At 72.1% G+C, this 23361-nt stretch carries 23 protein-coding genes and 1 pseudogene; 17 read left to right on the forward strand and 7 right to left on the reverse strand.

Features of this window, described 5'->3' with window-relative positions; genetic code table 11:
- Positions 1–171: 171 nt before the first annotated feature.
- From hmgA to ACWD4O_RS19430, 4 genes and pseudogenes are all read left to right on the forward strand, one after another.
- Positions 172–1503: a homogentisate 1,2-dioxygenase gene (gene hmgA, locus ACWD4O_RS19415; RefSeq protein ID WP_451281243.1), complete on the forward strand. Its 1332-nt coding sequence runs from the start codon at positions 172–174 to the stop codon at positions 1501–1503.
- 27 nt (positions 1504–1530) lie between these two features.
- Positions 1531–2280 carry a GntR family transcriptional regulator gene (locus ACWD4O_RS19420; protein WP_451281245.1) on the forward strand — a complete coding sequence of 250 codons (750 nt, stop codon included), beginning with the start codon at positions 1531–1533 and terminating at the stop codon, positions 2278–2280.
- A 25-nt stretch (positions 2281–2305) separates the two neighbouring features.
- Positions 2306–3466 carry a type ISP restriction/modification enzyme gene (locus ACWD4O_RS19425; protein ID WP_451281246.1) on the forward strand — a complete coding sequence of 387 codons (1161 nt, stop codon included), beginning with the start codon at positions 2306–2308 and terminating at the stop codon, positions 3464–3466.
- A 67-nt stretch (positions 3467–3533) separates the two neighbouring features.
- Positions 3534–3734: pseudogene (locus ACWD4O_RS19430) on the forward strand (CoA transferase); the annotation flags it as partial.
- 35 nt (positions 3735–3769) lie between these two features.
- Here the strand turns inward: ACWD4O_RS19430 and ACWD4O_RS19435 are convergent.
- From ACWD4O_RS19435 to ACWD4O_RS19445, 3 genes are all read right to left on the reverse strand, one after another.
- Positions 3770–4042, reverse strand: coding sequence for a hypothetical protein (locus tag ACWD4O_RS19435; protein WP_351914273.1), 273 nt, complete (start codon positions 4040–4042; stop codon positions 3770–3772).
- A 126-nt stretch (positions 4043–4168) separates the two neighbouring features.
- Positions 4169–4987, reverse strand: a complete 819-nt coding sequence (locus ACWD4O_RS19440) for an anti-sigma factor (protein ID WP_351914275.1) — start codon at positions 4985–4987, stop codon at positions 4169–4171.
- A complete protein-coding gene (locus ACWD4O_RS19445) occupies positions 4984–5526 on the reverse strand; it encodes a sigma-70 family RNA polymerase sigma factor (RefSeq protein WP_351914277.1) in 543 nt (180 codons plus the stop codon). Before ACWD4O_RS19445 ends, ACWD4O_RS19440 begins: the two co-directional genes overlap by 4 nt.
- A gap of 210 nt (positions 5527–5736) precedes the next feature.
- On the opposite strand from ACWD4O_RS19445, the gene ACWD4O_RS19450 reads away from it, so the two are divergent.
- The 4 genes from ACWD4O_RS19450 (at position 5737) to ACWD4O_RS19465 (ending at position 12456) form a co-directional block, all read left to right on the forward strand.
- Positions 5737–7242 carry a DUF4331 domain-containing protein gene (locus ACWD4O_RS19450; protein WP_451281249.1) on the forward strand — a complete coding sequence of 502 codons (1506 nt, stop codon included), beginning with the start codon at positions 5737–5739 and terminating at the stop codon, positions 7240–7242.
- Between the two features lie 148 nt (positions 7243–7390).
- Positions 7391–9067: a tetratricopeptide repeat protein gene (locus ACWD4O_RS19455; RefSeq protein ID WP_451281251.1), complete on the forward strand. Its 1677-nt coding sequence runs from the start codon at positions 7391–7393 to the stop codon at positions 9065–9067.
- The gene (locus tag ACWD4O_RS19460; RefSeq protein ID WP_451281253.1) at positions 9064–10749 is read left to right on the forward strand and encodes a HoxN/HupN/NixA family nickel/cobalt transporter; all 1686 of its coding nucleotides are present in this window, start codon (positions 9064–9066) and stop codon (positions 10747–10749) included. Before ACWD4O_RS19455 ends, ACWD4O_RS19460 begins: the two co-directional genes overlap by 4 nt.
- A gap of 60 nt (positions 10750–10809) precedes the next feature.
- Positions 10810–12456: a serine/threonine-protein kinase gene (locus tag ACWD4O_RS19465; protein WP_451281255.1), complete on the forward strand. Its 1647-nt coding sequence runs from the start codon at positions 10810–10812 to the stop codon at positions 12454–12456.
- Positions 12457–12460: 4 nt separating this feature from the next.
- On the opposite strand, the gene ACWD4O_RS19470 is transcribed toward ACWD4O_RS19465, so the two are convergent.
- A complete protein-coding gene (locus tag ACWD4O_RS19470) occupies positions 12461–13267 on the reverse strand; it encodes an SGNH/GDSL hydrolase family protein (RefSeq protein ID WP_451281257.1) in 807 nt (268 codons plus the stop codon).
- Between the two features lie 312 nt (positions 13268–13579).
- On the opposite strand from ACWD4O_RS19470, the gene ACWD4O_RS19475 reads away from it, so the two are divergent.
- From ACWD4O_RS19475 to ACWD4O_RS19500, 6 genes are all read left to right on the forward strand, one after another.
- Positions 13580–14788 carry a S8 family peptidase gene (locus ACWD4O_RS19475; RefSeq protein WP_451281259.1) on the forward strand — a complete coding sequence of 403 codons (1209 nt, stop codon included), beginning with the start codon at positions 13580–13582 and terminating at the stop codon, positions 14786–14788.
- Between the two features lie 519 nt (positions 14789–15307).
- Entirely contained in the window at positions 15308–16138 is an 831-nt protein-coding gene (locus tag ACWD4O_RS19480) for a glycosyltransferase family 2 protein (protein ID WP_451281261.1), read from the forward strand.
- Entirely contained in the window at positions 16135–17133 is a 999-nt protein-coding gene (locus tag ACWD4O_RS19485; protein ID WP_451281263.1) for a glycosyltransferase family 2 protein, read from the forward strand. The genes ACWD4O_RS19480 and ACWD4O_RS19485 overlap by 4 nt, the downstream gene beginning before the upstream one ends.
- Positions 17130–17915, forward strand: a complete 786-nt coding sequence (locus tag ACWD4O_RS19490) for a polysaccharide deacetylase family protein (protein ID WP_451281265.1) — start codon at positions 17130–17132, stop codon at positions 17913–17915. Before ACWD4O_RS19485 ends, ACWD4O_RS19490 begins: the two co-directional genes overlap by 4 nt.
- 144 nt (positions 17916–18059) lie before the next feature.
- Positions 18060–19154 carry a DUF5925 domain-containing protein gene (locus ACWD4O_RS19495; protein ID WP_451281266.1) on the forward strand — a complete coding sequence of 365 codons (1095 nt, stop codon included), beginning with the start codon at positions 18060–18062 and terminating at the stop codon, positions 19152–19154.
- A 37-nt stretch (positions 19155–19191) separates the two neighbouring features.
- Positions 19192–19965, forward strand: a complete 774-nt coding sequence (locus ACWD4O_RS19500) for a DUF72 domain-containing protein (protein WP_451281268.1) — start codon at positions 19192–19194, stop codon at positions 19963–19965.
- Between the two features lie 15 nt (positions 19966–19980).
- Here the strand turns inward: ACWD4O_RS19500 and ACWD4O_RS19505 are convergent, their stop codons facing one another.
- A complete protein-coding gene (locus tag ACWD4O_RS19505) occupies positions 19981–20355 on the reverse strand; it encodes a GntR family transcriptional regulator (RefSeq protein ID WP_363171135.1) in 375 nt (124 codons plus the stop codon).
- A gap of 87 nt (positions 20356–20442) precedes the next feature.
- On the opposite strand from ACWD4O_RS19505, the gene ACWD4O_RS19510 reads away from it, so the two are divergent.
- Together ACWD4O_RS19510 and ACWD4O_RS19515 are read left to right on the forward strand one after the other, a co-directional pair.
- Positions 20443–21372 (forward strand): GNAT family N-acetyltransferase, encoded by a 930-nt coding sequence (locus ACWD4O_RS19510; protein ID WP_451281270.1) that lies wholly within the window; start codon positions 20443–20445, stop codon positions 21370–21372.
- Positions 21353–21856, forward strand: coding sequence for a DUF402 domain-containing protein (locus tag ACWD4O_RS19515; protein ID WP_451281272.1), 504 nt, complete (start codon positions 21353–21355; stop codon positions 21854–21856). Before ACWD4O_RS19510 ends, ACWD4O_RS19515 begins: the two co-directional genes overlap by 20 nt.
- Before the next feature lie 63 nt (positions 21857–21919).
- Here the strand turns inward: ACWD4O_RS19515 and ACWD4O_RS19520 are convergent, their stop codons facing one another.
- On the reverse strand, positions 21920–22534 hold the full coding sequence (locus tag ACWD4O_RS19520) for a class I SAM-dependent methyltransferase (protein ID WP_451281274.1): 615 nt from the start codon (positions 22532–22534) through the stop codon (positions 21920–21922).
- Between the two features lie 141 nt (positions 22535–22675).
- On the opposite strand from ACWD4O_RS19520, the gene ACWD4O_RS19525 reads away from it, so the two are divergent.
- Entirely contained in the window at positions 22676–22810 is a 135-nt protein-coding gene (locus ACWD4O_RS19525) for a hypothetical protein (protein WP_328482808.1), read from the forward strand.
- Positions 22811–22837: 27 nt separating this feature from the next.
- Here the strand turns inward: ACWD4O_RS19525 and ACWD4O_RS19530 are convergent, their stop codons facing one another.
- A complete protein-coding gene (locus ACWD4O_RS19530) occupies positions 22838–23287 on the reverse strand; it encodes a GNAT family N-acetyltransferase (RefSeq protein WP_451281276.1) in 450 nt (149 codons plus the stop codon).
- Positions 23288–23361: the final 74 nt, after the last annotated feature.

A 23361-nucleotide genomic window follows, 5' to 3' on the forward strand; every position in this document is an offset into this window, starting at 1 on the left:
TGGGGTCGGGTTCCGGCCGTCTTGATCGTCCTCCAGGAGGAGGACCGCCGCACCTCTTGCACCCGGGAAAACGCAATCCTACGGTGATACATAGGAATCAGGATCAGGGATCAGGGATCGGCGACCGGCGACCGGCGATCAGCGATCCAGGAGTCGGAGAGTGGGGCGAGCATGAGCAGCGGGGACGCACGCAAGACGGCCGAGGGGTTGAGCTACCTCTCGGGGTTCGGGAACGAGCACGCTTCCGAGGCCGTCCCGGGCGCTCTGCCCGACGGCCGCAACTCGCCCCAGCGCGCCCCCCTCGGTCTGTACGCGGAGCAGCTCAGCGGCGCCGCGTTCACCGAGCCGCGCGCCCACAACCGCCGCTCGTGGCTGTACCGGATCCGCCCGTCGGCCGCACACCCGGCGTTCACCCGCGTCGAGGACGGCGCGATCCGCACCGGCCCCTTCGCCCAGACCGTCCCCGACCCCAACCGGCTGCGCTGGAACCCGCTGCCCGAGCCGCCCGCGGGCACGGACTTCCTGGCCGGCCTGTGGACCCTCGGCGGCAACGGCGACGCCGCCCAGCGCAGCGGCATGGCCGTGCACCTCTACCACGCGAACACGTCCATGGAACGCGTCCTCGGCGACGCCGACGGCGAGCTGCTGATCGTCCCCGAGCAGGGCGGGCTGCTGCTGCGCACGGAGTTCGGGCTGCTGCACGCCGAGCCCGGCGAGGTCGCGCTGATCCCGCGCGGGGTCCGCTTCCGCGTCGAGCTGCTGGACGCCTCCGCCCGCGGCTACGTCTGTGAGAACTACGGCGCCCCCTTCCGCCTCCCCGACCTCGGCCCGATCGGCGCCAACGGCCTCGCCAACCCCCGCGACTTCCGGGCGCCCCTGGCCGCGTACGAGGACGTCGAGGGCCCGGTGGAGGTGGTCAACAAGTTCTGCGGCCACCTCTGGGGCGCGACGTACGACCACTCCCCGCTGGACGTCGTCGCCTGGCACGGCACCCATGTGCCGTACGTCTACGACCTGCGCCGCTTCAACGTCATCGGGACCATCTCCTACGACCACCCGGACCCGTCGATCTTCACGGTGCTGACGTCGCCGTCCGACACCCCGGGCCTGGCCGGCGTCGACTTCGTGGTCTTCGCCCCGCGCTGGCTGGTCGGCGAGGACACCTTCCGCCCGCCGTACTTCCACCGGAACGTGATGAGCGAGTACATGGGCCTGATCGAGGGCGCGTACGACGCGAAGGCGGAGGGCTTCGTGCCGGGCGGCGGCTCGCTGCACAACATGATGTCCGCGCACGGCCCGGACCGGGAGACGTTCGACCGGGCGAGCGCCGCCGAGCTGAAACCGCAGCGGATCGACGACGGGCTGGCGTTCATGTTCGAGACGCGCTGGCCCATCGCCCTCACCCCGCACGCGGCCGAGGCGGACTGTCTGCAACAGCGCTACGACGACGTGTGGCAGGGCCTCGAACGCCACTTCCGCCCGTCCGACGGCACATTGCACTGAACGTTCCCGACCGGTACGGATAGCCCCGTGACCTCCTTCGCGCCGGACTCGATCGTCCTCACCCGCAAGCTGCCGCTCTGGTACCAGGTGTCGCAGTCGCTGCGCGCCTCGATACTCGGCCGCTCGCCCCGGGACCCCCTCCGGCTGCCCACCGAGGAGCAGTTGGCGGGGCACTACGGGGTGAGCGTGCTGACCATGCGACAGGCGCTGAAGGAACTGGAGGACGAGGGGCTGATCACCCGGCACCGCCGCCGCGGCACGTTCATCGAGCCGACCGCGAGGCGCGGCGCCCCGGTCCGGCTGCTCGGCTCGGTCGACGCGATCGTGGCCCAGCAGTCCGGCATGGCGACCGAGCTCCTCGACCAGGGCCGGGGGCCCGTCCCCGCCGAAGTCGCCGAGCACTTCCCGGATCTGGCCGAGGTGGCCACGTACCACCGCCTCAGAAGCGACGAGAAGACGGGCGAGCCGACCAACCACGCCCGCAACTACGTCCGTCCGGAACTCGCCGCCCGGATCGACGCCGACGACCTGGTGCGCTGGCCCATGACGAAGGTGCTGCGGGACGTCGTGGGCGCGGACATCAGCCGGATCACGGACACGGTCGAGGCGCGGCTGGCGGACCCGGAGACGGCCCGGCTGCTCCGGGTCCCGCTGCTGAGCCCGATCCTGCACTACACGGGCGTCACCTACGACGCGGGCGGCCGGGTCCTCGACGCGGCCGTCATCCACTACCGGGGCGACCGTTTCTCGTTCACCGTCACGCTCGACGCGACCTGACCGGCCGGGTGCGAGCCGTCGTACCATGCCCAGCGTGACGCCCGACGACGCTCCGCCGCTGGCGGACCTCATGCCGTGGTCCGTCGCACCGCCGCGGCTCGGCCGGGGGTGGCCGACGGACCCCGACCCGGCTTCCCTGAAGGCCCGCTGGGACGCCCTCCTGAAGGCCGAGGGACCGGACCGCGAGGCCCTGTTCGAGCCGACGCGCTCCCGCACCCTGCACACGGCGGTGGGGCAGCTGCCCGGCCGGTCCGGCGGCACGCAGAAGCTGGTCCGCGCCGCGGGCCCCTGCCCGGAGCCGATGCGGGTGCTGGCGGCGCCCTTCGACGAGCAGTGGCTCATCCCCGACCACCGCCTCATCGACGCGGCCCGCCCGGAGCTGTGGCGGGTGGCGGACGACGCACAGGTGTTCGTGGTCGAGACCCCGGACACGCCGGACCGGCCGCTGCTGGCGACCTCCCTGCTCCCGCTGCTGCGCCCGAGCCGGATCCGCCCGCTGTACCGGCGGCCGGGCGGCCGGGAGCCGAACCTCGCGCCGGGCCTGCCGGCCTTTCTCGGCAGCCTGGGCCACTCCCCCGATCCGGTGGACTTCCTGGCCTGGACCCTGACGGCCGTGCGCCCCGATCTCACCGTCCCGCTCACCCGGGATCCCGAACTCTGGGCGCACGGCGTCGAGACGGGCCACCGCGCCCTGTGGCTGCTGCGCCGGCACGGCGAGCGCCCCAAGCTCCCCGGCGGCCGCCGCCCGTACGTGCGCGCCCCGCTCCCGGCCCGCCCCCTCACCCTGCTGTACGACCGGGACGAGGAGACCCTGCACCTGGACGAGGGCCGCGTCTCCCCCGTCCCGCCCGAGGCCTGGGACTTCGGGGCGGGACCGGGCGGCCGGGTGCTGGAGCGGTGGTTCGCGGCGCGGACGGCGGAGCACGCCGAGCCGGGCACCCTGGCCGCGATCCGCCCGACGGCCTGGCAGCAGCCGTGGACCTCCGAACTCCTGGAGCTCATCACGGTGTTGGCGCTGCTGGCGGAAGTCGGCGAGCGGCAGGCGGAGTTGAAGGTGACGGACCCGGTCACGGCGGCGGAGCTGCGTGCGGCGGGCGTCCTTCCGGTCCCGGACGCGGCCCGCCGTCCGGCGACGGTCCTGGACCACCACGAGGAGGGGCCGGAGGGCCAGTTCGCCCTGCTCTAGCGTCCACGAGCGGACCGGCGGCCGGTCAGCGACGACCTGTCAGCTGCGGCCTGTCAGCGGCGGCGGGAGACAGGTGGGGACGCCGGTCGGGCCGCCGCGAGCGCTGCCGCGCTCGAACAGAGAGGTGCCTCCACCGCTGCCGGGCGGAGTGGAGGCACGAAGGGGAGACGTTCCCGCGCTCGGGGAGCACACCGAAGCACTGCTGCGTGCCGTGGGGATGACGGACGACTGGATCGCAGCACTGCGCCGGGACGGTGTGGCCGCCTGAGCGCGGGACTCAGTACGCGAGAACGTGCCGGCCGGTCAGTGCTTGCCGCCGAACAGCGTGCGGCGCAGTCGGCGCAGGGGGGCGAAGAGCGAGACGCGGCTCATCCGCGCCGTCCTCGAGCTGTGGTCGCGTACGGGCTCACGCGCGGTCAGCTCCCGCATGAGCGAAGTCGCCTCGACCGTCTCCCGCTGCGGTATGGCGGGACCCGCCAGCACCGAGAGATGGCGGTCCAGGCGCGAACTGGTCGCGCTGCTCCCGCAAGTGATCGCAGGGACCCTCGCCCTGCTGTGCATCGTTATCTGTTCCATGTCACTCCCCACCCGTACGAGTCCACCCGGCCCGGGCAGGGTAACCCTATCGCCCCGTCGCGGCACCCGTGTATCGAGCTCACAGGATTCACCTTCCCCATAAGGGGGTTGACGACTCCTCTCCGATCACTCTCCGAATCCAACCGATTTCAGGGTGAGTTGGACAACTGGCTGCGTGGTGGGCTGCGGCGACCCGCCGTCGGGCTCGACGGTCACAGCGAGTGATGTCGCAGCCTTGTCCAGGCCCGTCGCGACCAAGGGCGTGTCGCCGTCGAAGAGCCCGAGGGAGCGCGGTTGCGCGTTGGGGCGCATGAGCCACAGCTGATGCACCTGTCCGGTGGGCAGGTCGCCGTATCCGCTCAAGGTCACGATCGCCTCCCCCTCCGATGCGGAAGCGATCACTCCGATATTTCTGCCCTGGGCGTCCTTCCCGCCGCTCGCCCGTGCGTCCGGAGCTGCGAGAACGTGGGCGATCTCACGCGCCTGGGCGCGCTCGGCGGTCAGCTGGTCCTGGGTCCGGTCGGCCTGGACCGCGAAGAGCCCGGCGACGACGAGGGCCGCCGCCGCGGTGGCCGTCGCGAACGGCACGAAGAACGGACGGCGCGTGCGGGGCGCACGGGAGCGTCCGGGCGGTGGCTGCGTGCCCCAGACGTGCGGCGGCAGTTGCGGCTCGTGCTCCCGCACCGGCGCACGCGAGTGCTCCTGCGGAGTGCGCTGCACGGCGGCCAGCACCCGGTCGCGCATCGCGGCCGGCGGCGGGGCGGCCGCGGACCAGGCCAGCCGGACGGCGTCCTCGGCCATCGCCCGCACCTCGGCGGAGCACCGGTCGCAGCCCTTCAGATGCTTCTCGAAGCGCCGGCGTTCGTCGCCCTCGAGCGCGTCGAGCGCATAGGGAGCGGCCAGCGAGTGCAGGTCCTCGCGACGGAACAGACCGAGCACACTCATGCGGCACCTCCCAGGCAGTCGCGCAGCCGGGTGAGGCCGTCACGCATCCGTGTCTTCACCGTACCCAGCGGCAGCTTGAGCCGATCGGCCACCTCACGGTAGGTGTAGCCGTCGTAGTAGGCGAGGGTGACGGACTGGCGCTGAAGCGCCGTCAGCCGGTCGAGGCAGCGGCGGACCCACTCGCGTTCCAGGCCGGCCTCGACCTCCTCCGTCACCTGGTCGAAGGCGGGGTCGTGGTAGCGCCGGGCCTCGCGCTGCTCGCGGTCGACGGCCGCACGGGCGCTGCGCACCCGGTCGACGGCGCGCCGGTGCGCGAGGGTGAGGATCCAGGAGAGTGCGCTGCCCCGGCTCGGGTCGAAGCGGCCGGCCGAGCGCCAGGCCTCCAGGAGCACCTCCTGGGCGACCTCCTCCGACTGCGCGGGATCCCTGACGACCCGGCGCACGAGCCCGAACACCGGCCCGGACACGAGTCCGTAGAGCTGTTCGAATGCCTGCTGGTCGCCTCCCGCCACGAGCACCAGCAGCTCGTCCGCCTCCATGCGGTCCCCCTCTCTGCGGCCGCCACAGCCGGGCCGCCCGGTCACACCAGGCATTCGCAACGAACACACCTCCGGATGGGGGGTACGGATACGAAGGCCGAAAACGCGGGTGAGCAGGAAAGAAAAAGTTTTTTGGATTCGACCAATCCGAACCCGCCCTTCGCTCCGTATCACTGTCCGTCAGGCAAGTTGGCACAGAGGACGGACGGCATGACAGCTATCTCCAGGAGCGGCAACCGACGCAAGAGCGTCGCGACCCTTATATGCGGTGCGCTGGCCGCCGGAGGGCTCGCAGCCGCCGGCGTCGCCACGCTGGGGCCGGGGGCGGCCTACGCCTCCAGCCACCGTGAGGCCCCTCTCATCTCCGGCACCCCGCAGTACGACAACACGGACGTGTACGCGTTCGTCAGCCCGGACCACCCGGACACGACGACGATCGTCGCGAACTGGATCCCCTTCGAGGAGCCGGCGGGCGGCCCCAACTTCTTCCCCTTCGCCGAGGACGCCCAGTACGACCTCAACATCGACAACAACGGTGACGCGAAGGAGGACCTGACCTTCCGTTACACCTTCAAGACGCACACGAAGAACAAGAAGACGTTCCTCTACAACACCGGCGTCGTCGAGAGCCTGGACGACCCCGACCTGAACATCACGCAGACGTACGACCTCGAGCTCATCAAGTTGAAGAAGGGGAAGGTCGAGCACGAGACCAAGATCGCGGACGATGTGCCGGTGGCGCCGTCGAACGTGGGCAAGGCCTCGATGCCGCACTACTCGAAGCTGCGCGACGAGGCGATCTACAAGCTCTCCAGCGGCGCCAAGACCTTCGCGGGCCAGGCCGACGACCCGTTCTTCCTCGACCTGCGCGTCTTCGACCTGCTGTACGGCGGCGACCTCTCCGAGGTCGGCAACGACACGCTCAAGGGCTACAACGTCAACTCGATCGCGCTTCAGGTCCCGAACGACATGATCGCCGAGTCGAAGCACCAGCCGATCGTCGGCATCTGGTCGACCACCCAGCGCGAGAACGCCAAGGGCAAGTACGAGCAGGTCTCGCGCCTGGGCATGCCGCTGGTCAACGAGGTCGTCAACCCGATCAAGGACAAGGACAAGTTCAACGCGTCCGAGCCCAAGGACGACGCCCAGTTCCTGAAGAACGTGACCAACCCCGAGCTGCCGAAGCTCATCGAGGCGATCTACAAGATCAAGGCGCCGGCCGAGCCGCGCAACGACCTCGTCGACGTGTTCCTCAAGGGCGTCAAGGGCCTCAACCAGCCGCCGTACGTGACGCCGTCCGAGGAACTGCGCCTCAACACCTCCATCAAGCCAGCCGCCAGCCCCAAGCGGCTCGGTGTCCTCGACGGTGACACCGCGGGCTTCCCGAACGGGCGCCGCCTCACCGACGACGTGATCGACGCCTCGCTGCAGGTCGTCGAGGGCGAGCTGCTCGGCACCAAGAACGACCTGGGCGACGCGGTCGACAAGAACGACAAGGACTTCGAGAAGGCCTTCCCCTACGTCGCCCTGCCCACCGAGGGCTCGCGTGGCGCGACCGCCAAGACCGACGCGGCCACCCGCAGCGCGCTCGGCGACGGCCTCGGCTCGACCAGCAACACCACCCTCATCGCCTCGTCCGCCGGCGCCGGCGCCGCAGGCATCCTCCTCATCGGCGGCGGCCTGATGTGGTGGCGCGGGCGGCGGCGGGCCTACTAGGCCCTCCCCTGAGCGGGCCGGGGAGAATCCTGCGCTCCCCGGCCCTGCCCCACCGACTGGCGCGGCCCGCGTACTCATCCCCCACGGCGCGGGCCGCGCCACCCTCACATCAGCAGGCTGATCAACCCCAGGCGACCTAGGAGAGGGCATGTCCGCGCGGACGAACGACGGCCGGCCGGAGCACGAGGACGACTCCGTCACGAAGAACGCGACCGAGCCACAGGCCGATTCGGCGAAGACCGCGCAGGCCGCGGGCGCAGCGACCGTTCAGGCCGCGGGCCCGGAGGCCGCAGCGACCGCCCGCCCGGAGCCGACGAGCGCCGAGGCCACGACGGACATCGAGCCCAGGGAAGCCGACACCGACTCGGACACCGACTCGGACACCGAAGCGACCGGTGCCGCCGCCGCAGCCGCTGCGGCTGACGCAGGCACCGACGCCGCCGCCGACGACGACGAACGGGTCGCCGCCGTCCGCCGGATGGGCGCCGCGGGCCGCCGCTGGCGCGGGGTTCAACTCGGGGCGTGCGCGGCCATGTTGGCCGTTGCGCTCACCGCCGGGGCGATCGCGTTCGGAGCGGTGCGGGACGGACAGAACGTGCCGGTGGTGAACGCCGCGGCGGTCTCCCCCGGACTGCTCGCCAGCGGTGACCTCGACTCCGGCATCACCGCGCTGCAGGCCCATCTCCGCTCCCAGCCGCGGGACTTCGGCGGCTGGGCCACGCTCGGACTCGCCTACGTCGAGCAGGCCCGCACCAAGGGCGACCCCTCCCGCTACCCGCAGGCCGAGCAGGCCCTGAAGCGCTCCCTCTCCCTGCGCTCCGACAACGACCAGGCCCTCGCCGGCCAGGCCGCGCTCGCCGCCGCACGCCATGACTTCGCGAACGCCCTCGAGCTCTCCGACCGGGCGCTGAAACTGAACCCGTACAACGAGCGCGCCCTGTGCTCCCGCATCGACGCCCTCGTCGAACTCGGCCGCTACGACGACGCCGAGGCAGCCGTGAACACGGCCGACGACCGACGACCGGGCATACCGGTGTTCACCCGCTACGCGTACGTGCACGAACTGCGCGGCGACGTCGACACCGCCCGCCGGGTCCTGGACAAGGCGCTCGCCTCGTCCACCTCCCCGGGCGACATCGCCTACGTCGCCGCCCAGCTCGGCCAACTCGCCTGGAACCAGGGCGACTACGCCACCGCACTCACCCACTACGCCCGCGCGCTCGCCGCCGACGAGAACTACCTCCCCGCGCTGGAGGGCCGCGCCCGCGCCCAGGCCGCGAGCGGTCAGCAGGCCGAGGCGATCAAGGGGCTGGAGCTCATCGTCGCCCGCTATCCGCTCCCCGGCCCGCTCGTCGAGCTCGGCGAGCTGTACGAGGCCCGGGGCGGCGAGGGCGACCGGGCGAAGGCCGCGGACCAGTACGCCCTGGTCGACGCGTGGACGGCGATCGCCCGGGCCAACGGCGTCAACGCCGACCTCGACACCGCGCTCGCCGCCGCCGACCACGGCGACAAGGCGACGGCGCTGCGCGCGGCCCGCGACGACTGGTCCCGCCGGCACACCGTGCACACGGCGGACGCCCTCGCCTGGGCCCTGCACGTCAACGGCAAGGACGCCGAGGCCCTCGCCTACGCCCGGCAGGCCACCGCCACCGGCTACCGCAACGCGTCCTTCCTCTACCACCGCGGGGTGATCGAGAAGGCCACCGGCCACCCCGCCGACGCCCGTACCCACCTCGCCGCCGCCCTGAAGCTGAACCCCGGCTTCTCTCCGCCGGGCGCCGGCGCGGCCCGTACGGCACTCAAGACGCTGGAGGCGAGCAAGTGATTTCCCGTCGTCTGCTCGCCTCCTGCGCGGCCGTGTTCACGGCCGGCTGCGCGCTCGTGCTGGTTCCTTCCACCAGCGCGAGCGCGCACCCCCTCGGCAACTTCACCGTCAACCGCTACGACGGTCTCGTCGCCGCTCCCGGACAGCTCCGCGTCGACCACGTCGAGGATCTCGCCGAGATCCCGGCGACCCAGGCCAAGCCGGACCTCGAACGGCTCGGGATGACCGAGTGGGCCCGGCAGCGGTGCGCGACGGCCGCGAGCGGCAGCAAGCTCACCGTCGACGGCCGTGCCGTCACCCTCACGGCGGGCACGAGCAAGGCCACGGTGCGTCCGGGTCAGGCCGGGCTCGACACCCTGCGCGTGGAGTGCCGGCTGACCGCGCCGCTCCCCGACGAGGAGTCGATCACCCTCGGCTTCCACAGCGAGGGGGCCGCCGGCGGCCCGGGCTGGCGGGAGATCACCGCGCGCGGCGACCGGATGACGCTCACCGACTCCGATGTGCCGCAGAAGTCGGTCTCCGGCGAACTGACCAGATATCCACAGGAGTTGCTCTCCTCCCCCGCGGACACCGCGACGGCTTCCGTGCAGGTGCGGCCCGGCGGCGCGGCCCTCGTCGAGGAGGACCGGGACGCACCGGCCGCCTCCGTGCTGCCGCGCGGCGCCGACCGCTGGACCCGGGCCCTGGACCACCTGGTCGCCCGGCAGGACCTCACCGTCGGCTTCGCCGCGCTGGCGCTGCTGATCGCCGTCTTCCTCGGCGCGATGCACGCGGTCGCGCCGGGCCACGGCAAGACCATCATGGCCGCGACGGCGGCCGCCCGGGGCGGCAAGGCCCGGATGAAGGACGTCCTCCCGCTCGCCGCCTCCGTCACCATCACGCACACCCTGGGTGTCGTCGCCCTCGGTCTTCTCGTCACCGCCGGTTCGGCCGCCGCGCCCTCGGTGATCGCCTGGCTGGGGCTGGCGAGCGGTGCGCTGGTGCTCGTCGCGGGCGCGACCCTCGCCCTGCGGGCCTGGCGCGGCCGCGGCCCGGACACCACGCACGGCCACACCCACCCGCACCCCCATCCCCACCCGCACGACGACCACCCGCACGCCCACACCCACGAGCCGGCGAAAACCCCCGATCGTCAACTCGCTCTCGTCGGCGCCCCCACCCCGCACACCCATTCCCATCACGACCACGAGCCCAGCCATGACCACGATCACGGCCACGACCACGGGCACACTCACGACCACGATCACGACCACCATCATGATCACGATCACTCGCACGACCACGGCCGTACCCACACCCACACCCACGGCGGTCGCACCCACACCCACGCCGTCGCCCCCACGCTGCGCGGCACGATCCTGCTCGGGTTCGCCGGAGGCATGGTCCCCAGTCCGTCCGCCGTGGTCGTACTGGTCGGCGCCGCCGCGCTCGGGCAGGCCTGGTTCGGGCTGCTGCTCGTCGTCGCGTACGGCGTCGGGCTCGCGCTGACCCTCACCGCCGCCGGGTTCGCCGTCGTCAGGCTGGGCGCGGGCGCGACCCGCCTGCTGGACCGTCAGCCGCGCTGGACGACCCATCCGGTCGTGACGCTCGTCCGGCGCAATGTGCCCCTGTGGTCGGCGTTCCTCGTCGTCGCCCTCGGCGCGGGACTCGTGCTCAAGGGGGCCGCATCCGTACTCGGCTGAGCTACGTTTGTGAGGTTGCGGAGGTTTTCGCCCGGATACGAAGAGCGAAATGGGGGCGCGGTGTCCGAAGAACCGGGCAGTGAACGTCTGATCGCGGGCCGGTACCGGCTGCTGACCCCCCTCGGCGAGGGCGGCATGGGCGTGGTCTGGCGGGCCCGTGACGAGGTGCTGCACCGCGAGGTCGCCGTCAAGGAGGTGCGCGCCCCGGCCGGGCTGCCGGCCTCGGACGTCGAGCGGATGTACGCCCGACTGGAGCGCGAGGCCTGGGCCGCGGCCCGGGTCGCGAACCGGAACGTCGTGACGGTGTTCGACGTGGCCCAGCAGGACGGCCGGCCATGGATCGTCATGGAGATCGTGCGTGGGATCTCCCTCGCCGAGCTGCTGGACTCGGAAGGGCCGCTCGAACCGGCGCGGGTCGCGCACATCGGGGCCGAGGTGCTGTCCGCGCTGCGGGCCGCGCACGAGGCCGGGGTGCTGCACCGGGACGTGAAGCCGGCGAACGTGCTGATGTCGAACGACGGCCGGGTGGTGCTCACCGACTTCGGCATCGCGACCGTCGAGGGCACCTCGGCGCTGACCATGACCGGCGAGGTCATCGGCTCCCCCGAGTTCCTCGCGCCGGAGCGCGCGCTGGGGCGTACGCCGGGGCCCGAGTCGGACCTGTGGTCGCTGGGCGTGCTGCTGTACGCGGCGGTCGAGGGCAACTCCCCCTTCCGGTACGACACCCCGCTGAGCACCCTGCGCGCGATCGTGGACGAGGAGCTGCCGCCGCCGCACCGGGCCGGGCCGCTCGCGCCCGTCATCGAGGGCCTGCTGCGCAAGGACCCGGCCGAGCGGCTGCCCGCCGACCGGGCCGAGCAGGATCTGCGGCTGATCGCCGCGGGCGGCGACCCCCGGGCGGACTCGACGCGCGTGGCGCCGCACACGCCGTATCCGCCGACGGTGGCGACCCCCGCCGAGCCGCTGCGCCCGGGGCCGCCGACTCCGACCCCGTCCCAGCCGCAGCAGCCCTGGGCGACCACCCCCACGGGCTCGCCGCCGGGCCCCCCGACGACGGCGTCGACGACGGCCTCGCGGCCGGATCGCAGTCGGCGTGCCGGCGTGGTCCTCATCGCGGGTGTGGTGGCGGTGGCGCTGGCGGTCGCCGGGCTGACGTACGGGCTGCTGAACCGCGACAACGGCAGCGGAGACGCTACCGGCGGGGTCACCAACAGCGGTACGGACGTCGTGAGTTCGCCTGCGACGCAGCCGTCGACGAACGAGGACACCGGCGAGCCGTCGAGTCCCGAGCCGAGCGAGAGCGAAAGTTCCAAGGCCCCGGAGCAGACCGTCGCGGTCACCGTCAGCGGCGCCCACACGGACTACTCCGGCGACTGTCCGCCGGCCGACGAGGACGCGCCCGCGTTCACCGCGACGATCAAGGTGGGGCAGTTGCCCGCGACGGTGTCCTACCGCTGGGTGTCGAAGGACGGCGAGCTCTCCGGGCAGACCTGGAAGACGCTCGAGTTCCCGTCGGGCGGGGGCAAGTCCAAGACGGACAAGGTGATCCTGTCGACGTACGCGGAGAGCGGGACGTACCAGAACGCGATCGCCGTCGAGGTGCGCGATCCGGTGAAGGTGACGTCCAACTCGGTGCCGTTCTCGGTCACCTGTGAGACGGAGGCCCCGTCGGGCGAGGCCTCCCCCTCCTCCTCACCGTCGGAGTGACGGCTCAGGCAGCGCTGTTCAGGACCGGCAGGTAGCCACCCGACTGACCGGATGCGGTCGGGTGGTAGGACTCGCCGATGTTCAGCCAGTTGAGGCTGTGCAGCCAGGAGCTGCCGGAGCAGATCTCATGGCCGCCGAACGGGGTGCGGACGTCGCCGAAGGCGAACCCGTGGGCCGCCGCGCGCTTGGCGACGGCGGCGTCGAGGTAGTCGGCCGCACTGTTGATGGCGGAGCGCTTGGTCTCGGACAGGCCCAGGCAGACCGTGCCGAGCTTGTAGAAGCGGGGGTAGCCGATGACGACCACCTGCGCGTTGGGCGCCTTTGCGTCGATGGCCGAGTAGACGGTGTCGAGTTTTGCGGGGAGCGTCGAGTCGACGTAGGCCCGGGCCGTGTTGATGCGGGACAGACACGTGCTGTCGGAGCCGGTGACGCAGGTCGTCATGACGTCGGCGAAGCCCGCGTCGTTGCCGCCGACGCTGATGGAGACAAGGCCGGTGGAGGAGTTCAGACCGCCGAGCTGGTTCGCCAGCACGTCACCCGTCCGGGCGCCCGAGCAGGCCGCGAAGGTGAACGAGGCCGGTGCGTGGGCGGCGTTCCAGAGGTACGGGAACGCCTTGGTGCTGCGCTTGCAGTCGCCGCTGGAGCTGATGTAGCTGCCCGCGCCGACGCCGGAGGAGTAGGAGTCGCCGAGCGCCACATAGCCGCCGGTCGCGGCGAGTGGGGACGCCTGTGCCGCGGTCGCCCCGGTGAGGGCTGCGCCGGCGGCGAGGAGGAGTGAGCTGACGAATACGACAAGTCGGGAACGTCTCATGGAACCTCCCTTTAGCAGGATCTCTGCCATAACCGTGGTAGCAACTACGCGTGTTGACGGGAAGTGTTCATGCCAAGACTTTTCGGCACCTAGCGGGATCGTTCAGCGCCCGTTTCCGCTCGCCTCGTTACGTGCACATGTCAATGTTGTTGACAACCTTTCAAGTCCCTTGTCTTTGCCCGCGGATGACGGAAGCTTTACCTCGGCCGAGAACGGAACGCGACGTTCGAGGCCGTGTGCGCAACCGCGCGCACTCCCCCACAGCGTGCGCCCCACCCAGGCGCACGCGGCCCTGAGGAGGATTCCCTCGTTATGGCGCAACTGCGTAGCAACAAGGTCCGGATAACCGCCGCCGCCACCGTGGCGGCCGCCGCCCTCGTCGGCGGGCTCACCGCGCTCCCCGCCCAGGCCGCCCCGGCCGAGGGCAAGGTGCTCGCGGCCGGCTCCCCCACCGCCGTCAAGGACAGCTACATCGTCACCCTGAAGTCGCAGGCGGGCTTCAAGGCGTCCTCGGCGACCGGCAAGGACCTCATCAAGGAGTACGGCGGCACGGTCGACAAGACGTTCGGCGCCGCGTTGAACGGCTACACCGCCACCCTCTCCGCCACCGAGGCGAGGAGACTCGCCGCGGACCCGGCGGTGGCCGTCGTCGAGCAGAACCAGACCGTGCGGGTGACCGACACCACGCAGTCGAGCGCCCCCTGGGGCCTGGACCGCGTCGACCAGACGTCGCTCCCGCTGTCCGGCACGTACACCTACCCGGACACCGCGGGCAGCGGCGTCACGGCGTACGTCATCGACACCGGCGTGCGCATCACCCACTCCCAGATCAGCGGCCGCGCCGCCTACGGCTACGACGCCGTCGACGGCGACACCACCGCCTCCGACGGCAACGGCCACGGCACCCACGTGGCCACCACGATCGCGGGCTCCACCTACGGCATCGCCAAGAAGGCGAAGATCGTGGCGGTCCGGGTGCTCGACAACGCCGGCTCCGGCACCACCGCGGGCGTCATCGCCGGCATCAACTGGGTGACCGCGAACCACTCCGGTCCCTCGGTCGCCAACATGTCGCTCGGCGGCGGCGCCTCCACCACGCTGGACACGGCGGTGGCCAACTCGATCGCCAGCGGCGTGACCTACGCGGTCGCGGCGGGCAACAGCGCGGCCAACGCCTCCTCGTACTCCCCGGCCCGCGTCGCCAGCGCGATCACGGTCGGCGCCACCACCAGCACCGACGCCAAGGCCAGCTACTCCAACTACGGCTCGATCCTGGACATCTTCGCCCCCGGCTCCTCCATCACGGCCGGCTGGTACACCAGCGACACCGCGACGAACACCATCTCGGGGACGTCGATGGCCACCCCGCACGTCGCGGGCGCGGCGGCGGTCTATCTGGCGGGCCACACCTCGGCCACCCCGGCCCAGGTCGCCACGGCCCTGACCGGCGGCGCGACCACCGGCAAGGTCACCAGCGCGGGCACCGGCTCGCCCAACCGGCTGCTGAAGATCGTGCCGTGACGCCGTCGCCGCCGGCGTCGACACCGACACCGACGCGGCACTGAAACACCTGTTCCCCGGAGGGCCCCACACCTCCGGGGAACATTTTTTTCTCATGCCCCCAACGGGACGCACCATTGTGTAACGGTCAAACGAACAAAATGGTGAGAGGAACACCAAGGGCTTGCCATCCGGGCGTAATCATCAATACCGTCATACATCTCACTCGCAGCGGACCGTCGGCAACGGCTCCAGGGGAGGGCTCAGGGACCGCGACGGCATCCGGGGCGAGAGCGCGGTAGGGGGGTGCCGTGCTCGGTGGCCACGTAGGCGACCGGGCCGTGCCGCGCGGTCGGCTGCCGTCTTTTCGCCGGTAGCCGGTCAGCTTTGCCAGCTCACCGGTGTGCGCGGAGATCACTCCGGCATGCGGCGGAGAACCAGTCCGCCATGGGTGAGAAACCAACCCCCCTTTCGAACCGGACGTGGATTCGGGCCGCCCCCCAGGGGGCGGGCGGCCCACCGGACGAGAGGGACAGAGTCATGAGTTCCGTTCTGCAGCCGGCGACATCGGGCCAGGATCTCGACAGCCCGTCGACCGTCGGCAAGTACCGGCCCATCTCCTCTCACCTGGCCATCGCGCCACCGGTGAGCGTGGTCATCCCCGCGATGAACGAGGCCGAAAACCTTCCGTACGTGTTCAAGACCCTGCCGGACTGGATCCACGAAGTGGTCCTGGTCGACGGCAACTCCACCGACGACACCGTCGAGGTCGCACGCGAACTGTGGCCCGGCGTCAAGGTCGTCGGCCAGCAGGGCCGGGGCAAGGGCGACGCCCTGATCACCGGCTTCGAAGCGTGCACCGGCGACATCATCGTGATGGTCGACGCGGACGGCTCGGCCGACGGCAACGAGATCGTCAGCTATGTCTCCGCCCTCGTCTCGGGCGCGGACTTCGCCAAGGGCTCCCGCTTCGCCAACGGCGGCGGCACCGACGACATGACGTTCATCCGCCGGCTCGGCAACGCGGTCCTGTGCACCATCGTCAACCGCAAGTTCGGCGCCCGCTACACCGACCTGTGCTACGGCTACAACGCGTTCTGGCGGCACTGCCTGGACAAGATCGAGCTGGACTGCACCGGCTTCGAGATCGAGACCCTGATCAACATCCGGGTTGTCAAGGCCGGTCTGAAGGTGCAGGAGATACCGAGCCACGAGTACCTGCGCATCCACGGCGTCAGCAACCTGCGCGCCGTCCGCGACGGGCTGCGCGTGCTGCGGGTCATCCTCAGGGAGCGGTCCAACCGGCGTGCGCTGCGCCGGCTGACCCGCCGCTCGCCGATGCTCGACTCGGTGCGGGGAGAGCTGTCTTGAGCACGATCGACGTCTCCGTCGTCATCTGCGTGTACACCGAGGACCGCTGGGAGGACATCCTCGCGGCGGTCGCCTCGGTGCAGGCCCAGACCCACCCGGCCCTGGAGACCCTGGTCGTCGTCGACCACAACCCGACCCTCCTGGACCGGCTGCGCAGCGAGTACAAGGAGACCGACGAGGTGCGGGTGCTGCCCAACGCGGGCCCGCGCGGACTGTCGGCCGGCCGCAACACCGGCATCGCCGCCTCGCACGGCGAGGTCATCGCCTTCCTCGACGACGACGCCGTCGCCGAACGGGACTGGCTGCGCCGGTTCGCCGACCCGTACTCCGACCCCCGCGTCCTCGCCGTGGGCGGCCGTGCCGTGCCCGTCTGGTCCTCCGGCCGGCGGCCCGACTGGTTCCCCGAGGAGTTCGACTGGGTGGTGGGCTGCTCCTACCGGGGGCTGCCGCCCGGCCGGGTCCGGGTGCGCAACATCCTCGGCGGCAACGCCTCGTTCCGGCGCACCGCGTTCGACTCCGTGGGCGGCTTCGCCACCGGCATCGGACGCGACGGCAACAAGCGCCCGATGGGCGGCGAGGAGACGGATCTGTGCATCCGGCTCACGCACGCGAGACCCGAGGCCATCCTGCTGATGGACGACCGCGCGGTGATCCACCACAAGGTCCCCGAGGCACGCGAGCACTTCGGGTACTTCCGCACGCGCACCTACGCGGAAGGCCTGTCCAAGGCGCTCGTCGCCCGCAGCGTCGGCGTCGACAAGGGCCTGGAGTCCGAACGCCGGTACGCCACCCGGGTGCTGCCGGCCGGAGTCCTGCGCGGACTGCGCGATCAGCTGCTCGCCCGGCGCGGCGGGGCCCGGCGGGCGGGCGCGATCGTCGCCGGGGTGCTGACGGCGGCCGGCGGGTACGCGGTCGGCAGCATGCGGGCGCGGCGGGCGGGGACGACGTTCGCCGTGGTGCCGATCACCCTGGACGAAGTGGAGCGGGCCGCATGACCGAGGCACGCGTGCCGATCCTCATGTACCACTCGGTGGCCGCCGCACCCAACGACGCCACCCGCACGCTCTCGGTCGCGCCCGAGGCGTTCGCCGAACAGCTGGCGGCGATCGCGGAGCGGGGCCTGACCCCGCTGACCACCGCCGACCTGGCGGCGCGCTGGCGGACCGGCCGGCCGCTGCCGGGCCGCCCGGTCCTGATCACCTTCGACGACGGCTACGAGGGCGTGCACCGGCACGCCCTCCCGGCGCTGGCGGGCCACGGCTTCCCGGCGACCCTGTTCGTCTCCACCGGCTGGCTCCGGGGCGCCCATGACACCGGCGGTGGCCTGGACACCATGCTGGACTGGCGGCAGGTGCGCGAACTGGCGGACGCGGGCGTGGAGATCGGCGGCCACAGCCACAGTCACCCGCAGCTCGACCGGCTCGACGACGCCCGGCTGTGCGCCGAGCTGACCCGCTGCCGGGACATCGTCGCGGACGAGCTGGGGGCCCTGCCCCTGTCGTTCGCCTACCCGTACGGCTACTCCAGCCGCCGGGTGCGGACCGCGGTGCGCGAACACGGGTTCGCCCAGGCGCTCGCCGTGGGCAACTCCCTCGCCCGCCGCGCCCAGGGACCGTTCGCCCTGCGCCGGGTGACGGTACGGCGGACCACGGACACCGCGGAGTTCGAACGACTGCTCGACGGTCGGGCGATCGCCCGTACGTTCGCCCGGGACCGGGCTCTCACCAAGGGGTACGCGATGGTGCGCAGGACCCGGCAACTCCCGCGGCTGGTCTGAGGGGTGGCCCCGGCGGAGCCCGTCGGGGCCACTCACGACTGGCCGGACCGAACAGACACACCCGACACCCGCGACACACCCGACACACCACGCGCACTACGGAAACCGGGTGCAGAGGGCGGCCCCGTGCCGGATCATGGCGGCATGTCCGTACAGCCACACGACGCTCTGCCGATCCGGCTCAACGTGGACGACTCCGACTCCCCGTCCGATGTCGTCGACGCGCTGTTCCTCGGCCGCTTCGCGACGGGCGAGCAGCCGTACTCGCACGCGGTGAACATCGACCGCGTGCGCTCCGGCGCGACCCTGCTGCCGGCGCACGCCCGCGTCCTGCGCGTCGCACGCGACGAGGACCGCAGCGCCACCCTGGCCGAGGGCGACGGCTGGACGCTGCTGATCTCCCGCTGGAACCGCGGCGCCGACGTCACGGTCACGGCGACCACCGCCGAACTGGCCGCACAGGTGCTCGACGAGGCCACGGACGGCGCGGCGGACGAGCCCGAACCCCAGCCGGAGAACGTGACCATGGGCTTCTGGTACGTCTCCCCGCGGCGCGGCCCGCACCGCACCACCCGCCAGATCTCCGCGGGCACCTGGGACGAGGTGCGCACCAACTACACCGCCCCCGTCGCCGACGCGATGGACCATCTGATGGGGACGACCCCCGACGACATCGCGGGCCGGCTGCTCCTGCTGCACGGCCCGCCCGGCACCGGCAAGACCTCCGCACTGCGCACGCTGGCCCGTTCCTGGCGGGAGTGGTGCCAGGTGGACTGCGTCCTGGACCCCGAGCGGCTCTTCTCCGACGTCGGCTATCTGATGGACATCGCGATCGGCGAGGAGGACGGCACGGGCAAGGGCCGCTGGCGGCTGCTGCTCCTGGAGGACTGCGACGAACTGATCCGCGGCGAGGCCAAGCACACCGCGGGCCAGGCCCTGTCCCGGCTGCTGAACCTCACCGACGGTCTTCTCGGCCAGGGCCGCAACGTGCTGGTCGGGGTCACCACCAACGAGGACCTGGAGCGCCTCCACCCCGCCGTCGTGCGCCCCGGCCGCTGTCTGGCGCGTATCGAGGTCGGCCCGCTGACCCGGCGGGAGGCGGTGGACTGGCTGGGCACCGAGGAGGGCGTCGGCCGCGAGGGCGCCACCCTGGCCGAGCTGTACGCACTGCGCCGGGGCGTCTCCCCCACCTCGCTGCCGGAGCCGCGGGGCGGGTCGGACGCGGGGCTGTACCTCTGAGGCGGCTCCCGGGCAGTGTGGGTGTTTTGATGGAGGCATGACGCTGTACGTCGGTACGTCCGGCTGGCAGTACAGGGACTGGAAGGGCGTCCTGTACCCGGCCGACGTGCCCGTACGGCGGTGGCTGGAGGAGTACGCGGCGCAGTTCGCCACCGTCGAGGTCAACAACGCGTTCTACCGGCTGCCGTCGCGGGAGAACTTCGCGTCCTGGGCCGAGCGCGTCCCGCCGGACTTCGTGGTCGCCGTGAAGGCGAGCCGCTATCTGACCCACGTCAAGCGGCTGCACGACCCCGAGGAGCCGGTGCACCGGCTGATGACCCACGCCGCCGGCCTCGGGAGCCGGCTCGGCCCGGTCCTCCTCCAGCTGCCGCCGACCCTGCACGCCGATCCCGGGCTCCTGGACGCCTGTCTGTCCTGCTTCCCGGCGGGTACCCGCGTCGCGGTGGAGCCACGGCACGACTCATGGTGGATCCCCGAGGTGCGGCAGGTTCTCCGGTCCCGGGGCGCGGCCCTGTGCTGGGCCGACGCACAGGCCCGCCCGCTCACACCGCTGTGGCGGACCGCCGACTGGGGATACCTCCGCTTCCACGAGGGCCGCGCCGAGCCCTGGCCCCGCTACGGCCACCGCTCCCTGAAGACCTGGATCGACCGCATCGCGACGACCTGGGCCGACGGCGGTGACGTGTACGCGTACTTCAACAACGACCCGGGCGGCGCGGCGGTGGGCGACGCGGCACTGTTCGGCAGAACGGCCGAGCGGGCCGGGCGGACGGTGACACGCACCCCGCACGCGCTCGCCGCCCGCGGCTGATCACTCCGCGGCCGATCACTCCTCGTAGGCCGCCCGCAGTGCGTCCCGCGCGGCGGCCGACGCCTGCTCCTCGGTGAGCCCCAGCCGCCGCACCCGCTCGGCGTAGGCCTGCGCCGCGGCCGCGGCCTCCCGCTCGGCCGCCGAGCCCGCCGCGGCGACGAACGTGCCGTTGCGCCCCCGGGTCTCGATCACCCCGTCCGCCTCCAGCGCCCGGTACGCCTTGGCGACGGTGTTCGCGGCGAGGCCGAGCGACTCGGCCAGCCCCCGCACCGTCGGCAGCCGGTATCCGACCGGCAGCGCGCCCGACCGCGCCTGCCCGGCGATCTGCGCCCGCACCTGTTCGTACGGTGCGGCGCTCTCATCGACATCGATGTGGATCTTCAAGGTCACGGCCCGATTCTCCCGCACCCACCGGAAAACGGCGGCACCGGAAAATGGGAGGCATCCGGGGGCCGCCCGCCCGTAGCGTGCGCTCACATGACCGTCATCGTGCGCGATCTGCGCCCCGGTGCGCCTGCCGACGTCGAAGGCTTCATCCGGGTCCGGCACCTCGCCCTGCCCTATGTGTACTTCAGCCCGGCGTCCGTGCTGCACAGCCTCTCCCTGTCCCACCCCGACGCCCACGCCCGCAAGCTGGTGGCCGTCGAGGACGGCGAGATCGTCGGCACGGCCCAGGTGAGCCTCGCCCATGACAGCCCGGAACCCGGCCAGGGCTCCCTGAACGTGTACGTGGACCCGGCGCGCACCGGACACGGCGCGGGCGCCGCGCTGGTCCGCGCCGGCGAGGAGCATCTGACGGCGCACGGGGCGACGAAGCTGTTCTCCTGGGTGCTGGACGAGCCGGGCAACCGCGCCTTCGCCGAGCGCCACGGCTACCGGCCGAGCCGCTCCGCGCACTTCCTCCGCCTGGACCTGGCCCGGACGTCGCTGCCGCCGCTCCAGGACCCGCCGCCCGGCGTCGAGCTGCGGACGGCCGCCGACTTCGCCGACGACCCACGCCCGCTGTTCGCCCTGGACGCGGAGGCGGGCTCGGACGAACCGGGCGACATCGACACCGAGTTCACGGACTACGAGGCCTGGGTCGACGAGTACTGGAAGTACCCCCACCTGGACCTGGAACTGACCTCGGTCGCCGTGGCCGACGGCCGCCCCGTCGCCTTCAGCGTGGCCCACACCGGCGACGCCGGCCGGTACGCCACGGGCATGACCGGCACGGCCCGCGCCCACCGCGGCCGGGGCCTGGCCAAGCTGGTCAAGAACGACTCCCTGCACCGCGCCCGCGCCGCGGGGTACACGCAGGCGTACACGGGCAACGACGCGGACAACGGGCCGATGCTCGCGATCAACCGCTGGTTCGGATACGAGATCTGTGCGACGGAGGTACGGCATGTCCGCGAACTCGGCTGAGTCGGCGCGTTCGGTGGAGGTCGTCCTGGTCAAGGGCGGCCGGACGAAGATCCGTTACGCGGCCGAGCTGCTGTCCGACGACGGCGCCCGGATCGCGGTGCGCGCCCCCTGGGCCGGTGACGGCGTGCGCGACTTCGGCTTCGTGCGGTTCGAGGCCGGCGACGTCTTCACCGAGTACTACTGGCGGGACCGCTGGTACGCCGTGAAGGAGGTCCGCGACGCGACGGGCGCGCTGAAGGGCTGGTACTGCGATGTCACCCGCCCGGCCACGCTGTCCGGCACCGAGCTGGTCGTCGAGGATCTCGACCTGGACCTGTGGCGCTCCGCCGACGGGACGGACGTACGGCGGCTGGACGAGGACGAGTTCGAGGAGAGCGGGCTGGCGCGGCGGGACCCGGCGGCCGCGGCCGCCGCGCTGACCGCCCTCGACGAACTGGAGGCGCTCGCCACCGCCGAGGACGGCCTGGAGGCGCTGCTGGCGTGAACGGCCGACGGTGAGGGGCCGGCCGGCGCGAGAGGCCCGGGCGAGGAGGGGCCCGGGTGGCTCTCACACCGTGGCCACCACGGCGTACCGCTCGTCGTCCACCGCCCCGCCCCACAGCCCGGCGTCCTGCGACAGCGGCTCCACGCGCGTGTGCACGGTCACCGGGGCCAGCAGGGCGGTGAGCCGGTCCGCCGGAATGCCGACCGGGGCGACGGTCCCCCACACGCCCTCGACCAGCACGAGCCGCCCTCCCGGGCGCAGCAGACCGCGCCAGTGCCGCAGGACACGGGCGGGGTCGGGCAGCGTCCACAGCACATGCCGTACGAGCAGGGCGTCGAAGCGCTCCTCTCCGACCGGGGGCGCCGCCGCGTCACCGCGGAGGAACACCGCGTCGCGTCCGGCGAGTTTGGCGCGGGCCAGGTCGATCATGGCCGGGGAGAGATCGACGCCTGTCACCCGGTGTCCCTGTTCGGCCGCGAGGAGCGACAGGCTGCCGGTGCCGCAGCCCAGGTCGAGGACGTCACAGCCGCGTTCCGGGAGCCAGGTCCGCAGCCGCCGGGCCCAGGCCGCGCGCACTTCGGGGTCGCGCAGGCCGTGGTCCGGCTCCTCGTCGAAGGCGGCCGCCGCCGCGTTCCAGTCGACACTCGGCGAAGTCGGTTCGTCACCCTTTTTCATCATGTGCCCAAGAGTGACACCCACCACTGACACTCGAATCGTGACAGCCGCCACTGACAGACCGGGGGGCGATGAGGAACTCTCCCCCAAAGGGTCTACCTCCGTGGGATCGCGGAAACAGGTAGTTCCTGTAAGGAGGCAGCCATGCGCCGCACGACCGTGCAGAAGCCCCTGAAGAAGACGGACTCCCGACGCATCCGCGAGGAGGCCGAGGAACGGCCCGCCGGGCGCCCCGAGGTGCGCAAGGACATCGCCCGCACCTGGTGGCCGGACGGCTGAGGACGGCCCCGCCCGGGCCCGCCCCGCTCAGCCCAACCGCTTGCGGTAGTGGATCCGGTCGTAGGGCCCGTCCATGCGACGCTCCACGAGCTCATAGCCGTACCTCGGGTAGATCTTCTGGTTCTCCCACATCATCACGTGTGTGCAGAGCCTGACCTCGGTCAGGCCGAGCGCACGCGCGTGTGCGTCCACGAAGTGCAGCAGCCGCCGTCCGACGCCCTTGCCGTGGGCGTCGGGGCGGACGGCGATGCTGTCGAGGAACAGATGGTCGGCGAACTCCTCGACGACGACCAGCCCGTCGACCGGGTCACCGGTCACGAACACCTTCCCCGCGGCCACGTTCGCCGCGTGGTCCGCCGTCATGGGCAGCGGCACGAGCCCGATGCGCTCGATGTAGGGCGTGTAGGCCGCATCCGTGACGGCCTTCACGGCCGGCACGTCGACCGCCGTGGCGGGCCGGATCTTCTCGCTGGTCATGGCTGGAGGTTAGCCACCTCACGCCTGGAGGTCGGCTACCTCATGCCAGGCTCAGCGTTTCCTTAAGGCGACCC

This window comes from Streptomyces sp. NPDC002623, from assembly GCF_053592635.1.